This window comes from Paenarthrobacter aurescens (assembly GCF_025421775.1).
Lineage (GTDB): Bacteria > Actinomycetota > Actinomycetes > Actinomycetales > Micrococcaceae > Arthrobacter > Arthrobacter aurescens_B.
Genome location: NZ_JAOEFX010000004.1, coordinates 311083 through 324432 on the forward strand (window position 1 = coordinate 311083; position 13350 = coordinate 324432).

Annotated in this window: 11 protein-coding genes; 4 read left to right on the forward strand and 7 right to left on the reverse strand. The window is 64.1% G+C overall.

The window, feature by feature from the left end; genetic code table 11:
* Nucleotides 1-7 precede the first annotated feature (7 nt).
* A complete protein-coding gene (locus tag N7568_RS10570; RefSeq protein ID WP_261609784.1) occupies nt 8-1195 on the forward strand; it encodes a 4-hydroxybenzoate 3-monooxygenase in 1188 nt (395 codons plus the stop codon).
* Between the two features lie 257 nt (nt 1196-1452).
* Here the strand turns inward: N7568_RS10570 and N7568_RS10575 are convergent, their stop codons facing one another.
* Together N7568_RS10575 and N7568_RS10580 are read right to left on the reverse strand one after the other, a co-directional pair.
* Nucleotides 1453-3576, reverse strand: coding sequence for an HNH endonuclease signature motif containing protein (locus N7568_RS10575; protein WP_261609785.1), 2124 nt, complete (start codon nt 3574-3576; stop codon nt 1453-1455).
* Between the two features lie 104 nt (nt 3577-3680).
* Nucleotides 3681-4568: a helix-turn-helix transcriptional regulator gene (locus N7568_RS10580; protein ID WP_261609786.1), complete on the reverse strand. Its 888-nt coding sequence runs from the start codon at nt 4566-4568 to the stop codon at nt 3681-3683.
* A gap of 100 nt (nt 4569-4668) precedes the next feature.
* Here N7568_RS10580 and N7568_RS10585 point away from each other — a divergent pair, with 100 nt between their 5' ends.
* Nucleotides 4669-6102 carry an MFS transporter gene (locus tag N7568_RS10585; protein ID WP_439898974.1) on the forward strand — a complete coding sequence of 478 codons (1434 nt, stop codon included), beginning with the start codon at nt 4669-4671 and terminating at the stop codon, nt 6100-6102.
* Nucleotides 6103-6186: 84 nt separating this feature from the next.
* Here N7568_RS10585 and N7568_RS10590 read toward each other — a convergent pair whose 3' ends face one another.
* From N7568_RS10590 to N7568_RS10600, 3 genes are all read right to left on the reverse strand, one after another.
* Nucleotides 6187-7044, reverse strand: a complete 858-nt coding sequence (locus N7568_RS10590; RefSeq protein ID WP_261609787.1) for a class II glutamine amidotransferase — start codon at nt 7042-7044, stop codon at nt 6187-6189.
* An 18-nt stretch (nt 7045-7062) separates the two neighbouring features.
* A complete protein-coding gene (locus N7568_RS10595; RefSeq protein WP_261609788.1) occupies nt 7063-8463 on the reverse strand; it encodes a glutamate decarboxylase in 1401 nt (466 codons plus the stop codon).
* A 181-nt stretch (nt 8464-8644) separates the two neighbouring features.
* A complete protein-coding gene (locus N7568_RS10600) occupies nt 8645-8977 on the reverse strand; it encodes a hypothetical protein (protein WP_261609789.1) in 333 nt (110 codons plus the stop codon).
* Nucleotides 8978-9411: 434 nt separating this feature from the next.
* Here N7568_RS10600 and N7568_RS10605 point away from each other — a divergent pair, with 434 nt between their 5' ends.
* Nucleotides 9412-9612 (forward strand): hypothetical protein, encoded by a 201-nt coding sequence (locus tag N7568_RS10605; RefSeq protein WP_261609790.1) that lies wholly within the window; start codon nt 9412-9414, stop codon nt 9610-9612.
* On the opposite strand, the gene N7568_RS10610 is transcribed toward N7568_RS10605, so the two are convergent.
* Complete coding sequence (locus N7568_RS10610; protein ID WP_261609791.1) at nt 9581-11440, reverse strand: glycoside hydrolase family 15 protein; 1860 nt, start codon at nt 11438-11440, stop codon at nt 9581-9583. The genes N7568_RS10605 and N7568_RS10610 overlap by 32 nt on opposite strands.
* A 10-nt stretch (nt 11441-11450) precedes the next feature.
* Nucleotides 11451-12116, reverse strand: coding sequence for a TetR/AcrR family transcriptional regulator (locus tag N7568_RS10615; RefSeq protein ID WP_261609792.1), 666 nt, complete (start codon nt 12114-12116; stop codon nt 11451-11453).
* Nucleotides 12117-12282: 166 nt separating this feature from the next.
* Between N7568_RS10615 and N7568_RS10620 the strand changes: the two genes are divergently transcribed.
* On the forward strand, nt 12283-13335 hold the full coding sequence (locus tag N7568_RS10620; protein ID WP_261609793.1) for an NAD(P)-dependent alcohol dehydrogenase: 1053 nt from the start codon (nt 12283-12285) through the stop codon (nt 13333-13335).
* Nucleotides 13336-13350: the final 15 nt, after the last annotated feature.

Here is a 13350-nt window from a genome sequence, read left to right on the forward strand (position 1 = left end):
AACAACCATGGCACGCACACCCATCACAACCCAAGTCGCCATCATGGGCGCAGGACCCGCCGGGCTCATGCTCTCCCACTTGCTCGCCAAGCAGGGCATCGAATCCGTAGTGGTGGAAATCCGTAGTCGCAAGGAAATCCAGGAGACAGTCCGGGCCGGCATTTTGGAGCACGGTACCGTGAACCTGCTGGTGGACTCCGGAGTGTCAGACCGGGTGCTGCGCGAAGGCGACAGGCACGATGGCATCGAGTTGCGGTTCAATGGCGAGAGCCACCGCATCAACTTCAAGGAACTCGTGGGCGAATCTGTGTGGCTCTACCCGCAGACCGACGTATTCATGGACCTCGCTGCAAAGCGGGAGGCCGACGGCGGCGACGTCCGCTACAGCGTCACGGACACCACCGTGCACGACCTCGAAGGCAAGCCAAAAGTCTGGTTCACCGATGCGGACGGCCAGGAATTCGAAATCCAGGCCGACTTCCTGGTGGGTGCTGACGGATCCCGTAGCCACTGCCGGTTCCAAATCCCCGAAGCCCACCGCAAGTGGTACTTCCACGAGTACCCCTTTGCCTGGTTCGGTATCCTCGCCGAAGCCCCGCGCAGCGCCGACGAACTGATCTACGCCAACTCCGAGAACGGCTTCGCGCTGATCAGCCAGCGCACCGAAACCGTTCAGCGCATGTACTTCCAGTGCGACCCCAAAGAAAACGTCGCCGACTGGGACGATGAACGCATCTGGACCGAGTTCCGCAAGCGCGTCAACGGAAACGGGTTTGAGCTCAAGGAAGGACCCGTCCTGGAAAAGATGGTGCTCCCCTTCCGCAGCTTCGTCCACACTCCCATGCGCCACGGAAACCTCTTCCTGGCAGGCGATGCCGCCCACACCGTCCCGCCCACAGGCGCCAAGGGCCTCAACCTGGCCATCCACGACGTCAAGGTGCTCTTCGAGGGCCTCGATTCCTTCTATGCCAACGGCTCCACTGCGTTGCTCGATTCCTACAGTGACCGTGCCTTGGACCGTGTGTGGAAGGCCCAGCACTTCTCCTACTGGATGACGTCCATGCTGCACACCGTTCCCGGTGCCGACGACTTCGACCGCGCACGCCAACTCGGCGAGCTGCACTCAGTTGTCACGTCCGAGCATGCCAAGGCATACCTCGCGGAGTCGTACACGGGCTGGCCGACCTCTCGGTAGGTCCGGGCGTCTATTGTGGGCGTCTCTATAGAAGGGCCACTGCCGGTAAGTGCTCGACACCAATAAGTGCCAGACACCAATAGGCGCTCGACACCAATAAGTGCTCGACACCAACATGTGCTCGCTGCGGCCTGGCCTCCTTGTTGAGGCAGGCCGCGGCAGGGCACTTGATGCCTCAACAGCACGTGGTGGCTCACTGAACCGCTGAATCAGCAATCCGCTTCCACAGCAACTCGCCTGATGTTCGTCAACTCACCTTATGTTCTGTGGGGTGTGTGGTGGTGGTTGCGTCGGGGTGTTTGGTTTGGGTCGAGGTGGGGTGGGGGGATGAACCAGGGGACGCCTGTTGTCATGTTGATGCGCCATTGTTCTTTGTGGATGAGGTGGTGGTGGTGGCTGCAGAGCAGGGTGCCGTTGTTGGTTGAGGTGGTGCCGCCGTGGGACCAGTAGGTGGTGTGGTGTGCTTCGCACCAGGGTGCGGGGATGGTGCAGTCGGGGAAGGCGCAGCCGCCGTCGCGGGCGGTGATGGCTTTGCGGATGTGGGGTGGGAAGATCCGGGTGGTCCGGCCGATGTCCAGGATCCGGGAGTCGCTGCCGAGCAGGACGGGGATGATGTCGGCGTCGCAGGCGATTTTGCGGATGGTGTCAGGGTGCATCGGGCCGGTGAACGTCGCTGTTCCTGTGCTGAGGGGATTCCGGGTTGTGTCCGTGTCCGTGTCCGGGTGGACGGGGCCGGTGAACGTTGCGGTTCCTGTGTTGAGGGGGTTCCGGGTTGTGTCCGTGTCCGGGTGGACGGGGCCGGTGAACGTTGCGGTTCCTGTTCCTGTCCCTGTGCCTGTGCCTGTCTGTGGCCTGGTGCCGGGCTGTTTCGGTGCCGTTCCGGTGCTTTCGTGCTGGTTGTGCTGTTGGTGGTCTTGGACTCGTTCGAAGAGGTCGCGGTGGTCGATGGTGACGGTGAGTTGGGGTCGGAGTCCGCCGTTGGAGGGCAGTTTCCCGGTGCTCATCGCGACGCTGCAGGCGCCGACGAGGCCGTTGAGGTGTTTCTGGGGCCGGGTGCGGCGGTCCAGGTCCGGGCCGGCAGTCCCGGTTACGGTGTTCGCCTCGTGCTGGTGGGTGGTGAGGCGGGGGTTGGTGGCGGCGTTCATGACGGTGATGAGGGTTTCGTATTGTTCGTCGGTGGCGAAGATTTCGAGGTGGTGGAGTCCGTGGCGGCGTCGGCGGCGGAGGAACGCACCTTGGAATTGGCGGAGGGCTTCTTCGGAGGGTTCGGGGCCGTCGTGGTCGATCCTGTCGGCCCAGCGCTTGGCCATTTTGGTGACGAAGTCCGGGTCGGTTTCGATGGCGGTGGTGGTCAGGGCGTGTTCCATCCGGGTGATGGTGTCCTGGTCGGCGAGGTGCCGGACCTTGTCCAGGGAGGTGCTGATGATGGTCGCGGACCGGGACGGCACCAGCGCGGAACCAACCGCTTCGGCGAGCAGTTCGCGCCGGGCAGGGACCTCTTGCCCGGTCATGCCCGTCTGGGGGAGGACTTCGGCGGCGAGGGCAAGCCTGCGCCGGGCTTCACCGATGCCGATCCGCAACCGTGCCCGCAGGAACTCGGCCGCGTTCCGGTACCCATCATCCGCAGGGTTGGCAGTACCCTCAGCGCCCGTCCCGCTGGCGGCACGGGCAGGACTCTGCGCCGCTGCGGCACTGAAGGTCCCTGCGGCGGCCGCACCCGCCTGACTTGGACTGGTCGTCCCAGCCGCTCCCGGAACTGTTGCCTCAGGAACCGTTGTGCCCGTGCCGGTTCCACTCGTTGGCTCTTCCGGTGCTTCACTCCAGCCCGTCCGCCATTCCGGCGCTGCTGCTGAGGACCCTGGCTTCGTTTGCTGTGCTTCCGTCCGGGACCGTTCCACCGCCTGCGCCGCAACGACCTGCAAGTACTCCACGCACCGGGAGATCTCCTCCACCCGGCCGGCAAAATCAGCAGCCTCCACGAAACCAAGCAACCGAACCTCTGTAGCCGCGATCGAACGCAACGTTTCCGCTGCAGCAGCACCGATGTCAAGCGCCTCTCCCAGTTCCGTCGCAGCGCCGCCTGTACCAAGCATGGGCGTCACCATCGCGACTGAAGTCGTTGGTTGCCCGCCCGGACGGGGAGCCGGGACCAGCCTGTCGTTCGCGACGTGCGTCCGGGGCCCAGCGATGGATTCTGCTCCGTGAAGCAGATCTTCGGCGGGCTGTTCGGCCGCCGCGGTGACCACCGCCGTCGACGTCATATGACCGGCGGAGGCCGGGCTGGTAGGCGCTGAGGTGGCCAGGCAGACGCTGTTTTGTGGCACCTCAGAGGCGCCGGGCAAACCCGGCCTCCGTGCCAAGATCTGCCCGATGCCTTCCATGACTCAACCCTGTCACGATGCCTCGCCAGTGATCAGCCCTCATCGGCCCTATGTGGAAAACCTCAGCCCACCGCATAGAGGCAGGCCGGAATGGCAGACCAGCATCAGGGATGAACTTTATTTGCCGTCCTCCGAGGGGCTGCCTCGATTTCGCTGGCACCCTGAAGAAGCTGCACGGCGGCCGCTGCCGGAGTTCCCGGGTCTGCGGCGTACAGCAGGACCCGGTGCCCGGACTCGTCCGGCGGCGTGAGTACCTCGAAGTTCAACTCCAGGTAACCGACCTCGGGGTGGTGCATGTACTTCAACCCGGACATGCAGTTCTCCACCGGATGCTTGGCCCAGAGCTTCGCAAATTCCTGGCTCTTCAATGTCAGCTCACCCAGTAAGGACGCAAGTTCGTGGTCATCGGCGGACTTTCCTGCCAGGAGGCGCAAGGACGCTACAGCCCGGCGGGCTTCCTCCGGCCAGCGCGTGTACAGCTCCCGGGTGTGATGGTCGAGGAACAGCAACCGGGTCATGTTGGGACGAGTGGAAGGGGTCTCCGGCGCAGCGAAGTCGAGGTGGCCGGCAACGAGCCTGTGTCCCAAGGCGTTCCACGCCAGCACTTCACTCCGCCGCCCCATCACCACGGCCGGAGTGCCGGACATGGACTGGATCAGCCGCAAGGTTCCGGGCCGCACTTTGTCCGGCTTGACCGGCGTTCGCCGCTTGGCTTTGCCGGGGCGAGCCAGGTTGAAGAGGTGCGCGCGCTCATCGTTGCCGAGGTTCAGGGCACGGGCGATCGCGCCGATGACAGCTTCTGAAGCATTCGTGCTGAGGCCCTGCTCCAGCCGTGTGTAATACGTGGTGCTGACCCCCGCCAGCATGGCAAGCTCCTCCCTCCGCAGGCCGGGGACGCGCCGGATTCCATAATTCAGAACGCCGACGTCCTCGGGCTGCAAGGCTGCCCGACGCACGCGAAGGAACTCCCCAAGTTCACTGTGTGTAACCATGCACCCATTGTTCAGGTAGTGGGCGGCGTTGTCCTGTCACTGCCAGGGGTACCCACAGCGGGGTGTGGTTGCCGCTGACGAACCCGGCCACGCTGGACGCATGTCAACAACCCAAAAAGCCAGTCATCCCCACGTCGAGCCAGCGAAAGGCATGACCACCAGGCAGCGGCTGGCACTCATCGTCCTTTTGACAGCGAGTTTCACGCTGGCCGTCGATTTCTCCATCCTCAACGTCGCCCTGCCTGCGATCGGCCCCGACGTAGGCTTCTCGCTGGAAAATCTCCAGTGGATCGCAACCGCGTTTGCCCTGTGCGCCGCCGGCTTCACGCTGCTGTTCGGACGCGTGGCGGACCTCGCAGGACGGCGGAAGATGTTCCTGATCGGCATGGCGTTGCTCGGGGCAGCGTCGCTGGCGGGTGGCCTGGCCACCGAACCTGCGATGCTGCTGCTGGCGCGGGTGGGCCAAGGCATTGCCACAGCGATGGTTGTGCCGGCCGCGTTGTCGCTGTTGCTGGTTTCGTTTCCGGAAGGCCCCCTCAGGGACAAAGCACTCGGGCTCAACGGCTCCCTCATGGCTGCCGGATTCACCACCGGGGCAATCCTGGGTGGCTTGCTGACCGACCTCCTCAGCTGGCGGTGGGCGTTCTTCATCAATGTTCCCGTTGCCGTAGCCGTTCTCCTCATCGCACCGGTTGTACTCGCTGAAAGTAAGCCGGCATCCAAGCTCCGGCTCGACATTCCCGGTGCCATCACAGTCACTTTGGGCCTGCTCGCTTTGGTCTTCGGCCTCACCCACGCCGCGGAGCACTCGTGGACCGACCCCCTGACGCTCGGTGCGCTTGCGGCCGCCGTCGTCCTCTTTACCGTCTTTGCCAAGGTGGAAAGCCGTGCGCCGCACCCTCTGGTGCCCCTCGGCATCCTCAGGCGTTCGAGCGTGGCGTGGGGCAACGTCGCCGGGGTTTTGGCATTCGTCACCGAGACCTCGCTGGTGTTTCTGCTGACCCTGTACCTGCAGCAGGTCCTCGGCTATACGCCGCTGGGGGCGGGGCTTTCCTTCGCAGTTTTGGGCCTGGGCACGGTCCTCGGCGGAATGTTGGGACCCAAAGTGATCGCGAGGATGGGTAGCAAGAAGGCCATGGTGTTCGGGTTCTTGGTACAGGCGATCGCTACGGGTGCTTTGGTCTTCCTCGGAACTGATTCAGCGTCCATAGGGCTGTTGCTGGTGGCGACGTTCATTGGGGGCGTCGCGAACCTCGTGGTCATTGTGGGCTTCATGGTCACCGCGACTTCCGGGTTGCCCGATGCCGATCAGGGAATGGCAACAGGGCTGGCCACCATGAGCCAGCAGATTGGCATCACCATGGGCATCCCGGTGATGAGCGCGGTGTTCACAGCCCGGTTGCTGGCCAGCGGCGCCAATGACTCCCCAGCTGTGCACAGCGCCGTCACGATGGCCGTCGGGGTGAACGCGGCACTATGTCTCGCGGCCGCCGCGGCCGTGGCGCTGTTCCTCAAGAAGCCGGCTTCCGCCTAACGCCGCGGAAGTGCTGCGAACGCACGACGGCGGCAGGTCGCCGTCGTGCGTTGGCCGCGTAGCTGCCGGCAGCGGAAGCCGGGGTCACGGCTTTTGGGACTCCGCCGCGGCCGGTTCGAGGTCGGCAAGAGTGAGCGGGTGCGCAGGTGGGGCCGGGAAAGGCAGCGTGGAGGTCACTGTCAGATCCGGGCCCACATGGACCAGCTCGCCGGATTCCATGGCACGCCAGCCCGGGTTGGGATCCATCGGCTCGGTGGCGAAGAGGACATGCGGGGTATGGGAGAGCTCGGCGCTGCGGGAACGGATTCGCTTGCTCCGGGCGTCGAACGGGGCGGGTTCAGCGGCCGGTCCTTCCAGCACGTACAGCTCGTGGGTAGCCGGGTACCTCAGTGCCCACAAGTCCGTTGCTGTGGTCAGGATGAAGTTGAGGCTGAACACCGGCAGTTCCCTGGCGATCCAGCTGACGGCGTGGGTGATGCCCGTGCCGACGTCCCCGCCGGCGCGGCGGGTTTCGGCCGTGATGAGCGCGAAAAGCCGCTCGCTGTCCGATTGGCCCAGCACCAGGTCCATCACGCCGAGTTCGGTGAGGCGCTGGTCGAGGCGCTCCAGCCCGTGGAGCACGCCGTTATGGGCAAAGAGGCGCCCGTCTTGCTCGAACGGATGTGTGTTGACGATGGTGAGGGCCCCAGTGCTGGCGTACCGCACGTGGGCAAGGAACGTGGTGCTCTTCAGGTCGCGTGCTTCGCGGGCGAACGCATGATCCTCCCATGCCGGCAGGGGCTGTTTGGCCACACGGGCCTTGCCTGCCGCATCAAAGGTTCCTATTCCGGCTCCGTCCGGCTCCCGACGACTTTGGACCGAGAGGCTGTCCGGAGCGTTCAGCAACCAGAAGGTGGCGCGTACCGGCCGCGGACCGGCGTGGAGCCCGAAGAGACGGCACATGGAAGGGCCCTTCTGTGATTAGTGGTGGAAGCCCTCTGCCTGCTTGTCCGTGGGCATCGGTGCCGTGAGGCTATCGAGGTAGTCGACTTCCTTCTTGAGGTCGGCCAGGAAGCTGGAGGCGAGGTCGCGGGTGAAACCATTGCGGACCACGATCCTTTGCACGGTGACGTCGCCCAAGCCATCAGGCAGGGGATAGGCCGGAACCAGCCAGCCGTTCATTCTGAGCCGTTCCGACAGGTGGTGAAGATTCCAGTGCTCCGTGTGCCCGTCGGTGAGCTGCCACGCGAACACCGGGATGTCGGACCCATCGCTCCATAGGGTGAACGCCTCCATGGCACCGATCTCGCTGGAAAGGTACAGCGCGACGTCACGTGATGTCCCTTGAACGGACCTGTAGCCGGCAAAGCCCAGGCGGAGAAAGAGGTAATACTGCAGCAGGACCTGCGCGCCGGGCCGTGAGAAGTTCAGGGCAAAGGTTGGCATGTCCCCACCGAGGTAGCTGACGTGGAAGATCAGGTCCTCGGGGAGTGCCGCCGCGTCCCGCCAGACCACCCATCCCAGACCTGGATACACCAACCCGTATTTGTGGCCGGAGGTGTTGATCGAGGCCACGCGCGGGAGCCGGAAATCCCACACAGTTTCGGGTTGCAGGAATGGGGCCACCATTGCTCCGGACGCGCCATCCACGTGGATGGGGACGTCCAGGCCGCGGCGTGCCTGAATTTCGTCCAACGCATTGGAGATCAGTTCCACTGGTTCGTACTTGCCGGTGTAGGTCACGCCCAGGATGGCCACAACGCCGATGGTGTTGGCGTCCACGTACTGGTCCAGGTCATGGCCGTCCAGCGTGGGATGTTCGGCGGAGACCGGGACAAAACGAGGCTCCACGTCCCAGTAGTTGCAGAATTTCTCCCAGCACACTTGGACCGCAGAGCTAAGGACGAGGTTGGGTTTCTCCGTGGACTCCCCTGCCGCCCGCCGGGCATGCTGCCAACGGCGTTTCAAGGCCAGGCCTCCCAGCATGCAAGCCTCGGACGAACCGATGGTGGAGGTGCCGATGCTCTTCTCCGGGTCGGGCGCGTTCCACAAATCCACCAACATCCGCCAGCACCGGGTCTCGATGAGTGCCGTTTGGGGGTACTCATCTTTGTCGATCATGTTCTTGTCGAACGTCTCGGCATAGAGCCTGGAGGCTTCCGTCTCCATCCACGTCCCCACAAAGGTGGCCAGGTTCAGCCGCGAATTGCCGTCCAGCATCGCTTCATCGTGGACAACCTGGTAGGCCGTTGCCGGCAGGGATTCGCCGTCAGGCAGGGTGAAACGGGGAAAAATGGTGGATTCGCCGGGCCTGCTGAACAAAGGGTTAAGTTCGACGGCGGTGTCCGGTTCGTGCTGTGACGCTCGGTGGGATCTGCTCATGGGCCAACTCCTTGGAATCGTTCGCTCGCAGCGGGGCAACCTGTCTGTGGCTCACGCTACCGGGGTCGGCCCGCCTGCCCAAGGTACTGAAGCGCTCTCATCACGACGCGGACGACGGCGGTAGCTCGCCGTCGTGGGCTTCCTGGCTCTGGTTGCCGCTGAGGCGGCCGTCCCGGTGCCCCTAGTCCGGTATCTCCATCTGGAAGCCGCACTCATCGCAGTGCAGCACGCGGGTAGTGAGGTAGACCTCGAGTTCTGGATCCAGGCTGCGGTCCGAGAACCCGGCGGACAGGAGGCTCCGCTTGCCCGCGCCGGTGTGCATCGGCACGCCGCAGTGCAGGAATTGCTTTCCGAACTGCAGAAGGCCGGGGAGGTTTTCCGAGGTGTTCAGGACCTCTGCGACGTCTGCCACCGTTGCTGCATGCGCGCGAAAAGTGCCGCATTTCCTGCAGTTGTAGCCCACTTTGATGAGTCCCGACGAGAGGTCGGAGTGGGCGCCGATGGTGTCAACCATGAGGTGTTGGCTGGTTCCGCATTGTTCGCAGCGGGGCTGGGAAGCCGAAGAGGGTGTCGAAGAAGAAGGGGAAGAAAAAGTGGGGTGTGCTGACTGAGCAGACATTTGAGGACCCTGAGGTGATGGAGAGTGGATACCTTTGTCACAAGTATGGTTTCTCCACTCTCGAGACTAAGTGCCTGCTGCCCCCTTGGCAAGCTGAAGGGAATCTTGGCGGGGTCTTGCCAAGCAAACAGTAAGCATGCTCATGATTTGGAGTTCCCTAAAGTCGGTGGGTTGATGTGAGTCCCTGTCGGCGTCCCGAAACCATGCCCGGTGATGCAGCCCGCTTGTGAGGCCCGCTCTGCGCCCCAAAAACCCGGAGAGGACGCAAAGCGGGCCCGCAACGCAATATTTCGCTATCGCGGAAGCGCCGCCGATGGGACCATGTGTACATGGGCGAACAAGAGAATGTGCAGCCCGCTGCGCCGACAGGCGGGGCGTTCGAAGACAGGGGAGACCCCACAACGCAGCAGATGCGGACCGTCGGCCAACGGCGCCGTGAGGCCGAACGCAAGCTGGACCTTCACTTGGAGGAAGCGAGCCACAAAGGAGAACCGCCTGCTACCGAAGGCGAGGATCATTCCGAAGGGTAGAGCCGCTCGCCTGCCCAGGATGCTTGGGCTTATGGAGCGGGGTGTCACTGCTGTGGGCTTCGCCCTGGTGCAGCTGCAAAGCACTGTGAATCAGCGGGAAGTGGCTGAAAGCCTGCGGGGTGTTGCCAAGTTGCCGCTGGGTCCGGGGATCCCACTCTTCGCTGAGCAGGCCCACATCGTTGCGCAGGGTGAGCAGCCGCTCAAAGAGCTCGGTTGCCTCTCCTGAGCGGCCAATGCCCAGCAGCGCATCCACCAGCCAGAACGAACATGCCAGGAACACGCCTTCGTCGCCGGGCAGGCCGTCATGCCCCGACCCGGTTCGATACCGGAGGACCAGGCCGTCGTCGGTAAGCCCTTGTTGAATGGCTTCGACTGTTCCTGCCACGCGCGAACTCCGGTGCGGAAGGAAGCCCACACGGGGGATCAGAAGCAGGCTCGCGTCCAGTTCCTTGCTTCCGTATGACTGGACGAACGTATTGAGTTCCTCGTTGAAACCCTTGGTCATGACATCCGTATGGATCTCGCCGCGGAGGGCCGCCCACCTGTCGGCCGGACCCGGTAACCCGGAGGTCCGGACGGCTTTGACCATACGGTCCGCAGCCACCCATGCCATGACCTTGGAATGCGTGAAGTGCTGCCTTGGTCCGCGCATTTCCCACAGCCCGTTATCCGGCTGGTTCCATGCGCCTTCGAGGTATTCCATCAAGGCGATCTGGATGTCCCATGAATTGTCCACCGCGCCATCCTCGGAAGCCGCGCGGGTCAGCGAAAGTCCGTCCAATACCTCCCCCCACACGTCCAGTTGGAGCTGCGGGGCTGCGGCATTTCCGGTGCGGACCGGGAGTGAACCTTCGTAACCGGACAGCCAGGGGATGTCCGCCTCCGGCAGCCTCCGGGCGCCGTCGAGCCCATACACAATCTGAAGCTCTGACGGGTCGCCGGCGATGGCGCGCAGCAGCCAATCCCGCCACGCGGAGGCCTCCTCCGTGTAACCGGCAGCGAGCAGCGATTGCAGGGTCAACGTGGCGTCGCGGAGCCAGCAGTATCGGTAGTCCCAGTTGCGCGGGCCGCCGATTTGCTCGGGCAGGGATGTGGTTGCGGCGGCCACGATGCCCCCGGTTGGTGCATAGGTCAGCGCCTTGAGGGTAATCAGCGACCGTTCCACCGGTTCCTTGTATTTCCCCGCCATCTCGCTGCGGCCTATCCAGTCCAGCCAGAACTTCTCCGTCGCGGAAAAGGCCCGGAATGGGTCTATGCGTCGTGGCTCGCGCTCATGGCTGGGTGCCCAGCGCAGCACGAAGGGAACCTTATCTCCCGCGCGGACGGTGAAGTCGCTGAACGTCCGCCTGTCCCGGCCTTCGAGGGGCGCATGGGTGGTGAGGTAGGCCGAGTCCGGCCCGGCCACCGCGCTGATTCCGTGTTTGCTGTGCCGGACCCATGGCACCACGCGGCCGTAATCGAAGCGCAGGACAAGTTCCATGTGCATGTCCACCTCGCCGGACAGGCCTTCCACAATACGCACCAGGTCCACGGCGTCATCGCGCACTGGCATGAAATCGGTGACCCGGACCGAGCCGCCGTCCACGTCCCATTCGGTTTCCAGGATCAGCGTGTCTTCGCGGTAGTGGCGTCGGGTGCAGTTGCCGCCGTCGGGTGTCCCGGCCGGCGCCAGGAGCCAGCGCCCCGCCTCGGGGGAGTCCAGCAGCGCAGCGAAGCACGCAGGCGAATCAAATCGCGGCAGGCACATCCAGTCGATGGAACCGCTGCGTCCCACCAGGGCCGCCGTGTTCAGGTCCCCGATGATCGCGTAGTCCTCAATCCTGGCCATGGATCAGATCCTAGCCCGGGTCCGCCGTCAGGCGGCTGAGGCCGTCCAGGATGAGGTCCAGGCCGAACTCGAATTCGTCGCCAAAGTCGTAGCCGGGTTTGAGTACATGTTCGACGGCGATCTCCACCATGCGCGGATACTCACCTGTGGTGAAGCGCTCCATGATGGGCTTGGTGATCTCGGCCGCGGTGTCGCGCCCCTCGAAGGGCAGCGCTGCTTCCTGAACGGCGAAGCCGTATATATAGCTGTCCAACAGGGCATAAGCGTGCGCGGTCAGTTGTACGGAGAAGCCTGCCGTCCTCAACGTGGCGAGTGTTGCCTCGTGGTGCCGGAGGGTTGCCGGGCCCGGAGCTGACCTGTTTTCCAGCAGGCCAACCGCCCAGGGATGGCGCCTGAGCGCAGATCTCACGCGGTGGGCCCGCAACTGCATCTCCTCGCGCCAGTTTCCCTCGGGTACTGGTAGCTCGATTTCGCTGAAGACCATGTCCACGATGCCGTCCAGGATCTCGTCCTTGTTGGCCACGTAGTAGTAGAGCGACATGGGTTTGGTCCCCATGCGTTGGGCGAGCGTGCGGATGGTCAGGGCCGCTATGCCGGACTCGTCGGCGAGAGCGACGGCGCATGCGAGCACTCTTTCACGGCTGAGGGGGAGTCGTTGGGATGCTGCGGTGGTCACGGGATCTCCCTCGATTCGAACTGTCCCCTGGCGGTTGCCCGGCCCCTGGTGGCTAGCCCGGCCCCTAGCGGTTTAGTACAGTGTACGGTACTGTCGTTGGTACACCGTACGAAAGCCCCCAAAGCCCTGCAATACGCAAACCTCCCCAGAACTGAAAGGCCCGGCCATGACCACTGGTCAGCAAGCCAAGGAACCCCGTCATCACAAGGATCAGGCCGTGCCGGGTCCAACCATGCGGGCCATCGTGCAGGAGGGTTACGGACCCGCCGATGTCCTCCATGAAGCACGGGTCCCACGGCCCGCCATCGCAGAGAATGAGGTGCTGGTGAAGGTCCATGCCGCCGGGCTCGATCGCGGTACCTGGCACCTCACCACAGGCCTGCCGTATGCGTTGCGCCCGGTCTATGGGTTCAAGTCTCCGAAGAACCCTGTTCCCGGGCTGGACCTCGCCGGCACCGTGGAGGCCGTCGGCGCAAAGGTGACCCGGTTCGCCGTGGGCGACCAGGTCTTTGGGTCAGGGAAGGGAACCTTCGCCGAGTACGCCGCTGCCCGCGAAAACCAGTTGGCCCACAAGCCTGAAAGCATCAGCTACGAGCAGGCGGCAGTGGTGCCAGTGTCCGCCTGCACCGCCCTGATCGCCGTGCGTGCGGGTGGCATCGACCCCGGTCGGGAGCTGTCATCGCAGGGACTCAAAGTCTTGGTCACCGGAGCCTCGGGCGGCGTGGGCAGCTACGCGGTGCAGTTCGCCAAGGCGGCTGGCGCTGAGGTCACGGGCGTAGCCAGTACTGCGAAGATTGACCTGGTGCGTGCCTTGGGCGCCGATCATGTCATCGACTACACCAAGCAGGACTTCGCTGACGGGTCTGTACGGTACGACGTCATCATCGACATCGCGGGCAACCCCTCCGTTGGCCGCCTCCGCCGCTCGCTCACGCCTGCCGGGACTGCAGTGATCACCGGTGGCGAGGAAGGGGGCACGTGGACGGGGAGCATGGACAGGCAGCTGCGTGCAGTAGCTCTCTCACCTTTCATCCGGCAAAAGCTCACCATGATCGTGGGCACGCAGAAGGCCGCAGACCTTGAGTTCCTTGCCGGCCTTCTTGAGAAGGGAACCATTACTCCGGCCATTCATCGCAGCTATCCGCTGGACCAGGTCCCCAACGCCATGCGCTCCCTTGATGCAGGAGACGTGCGCGGGAAGTTGGCCATCATCATCTGAGTCGGGCCAGCTGCC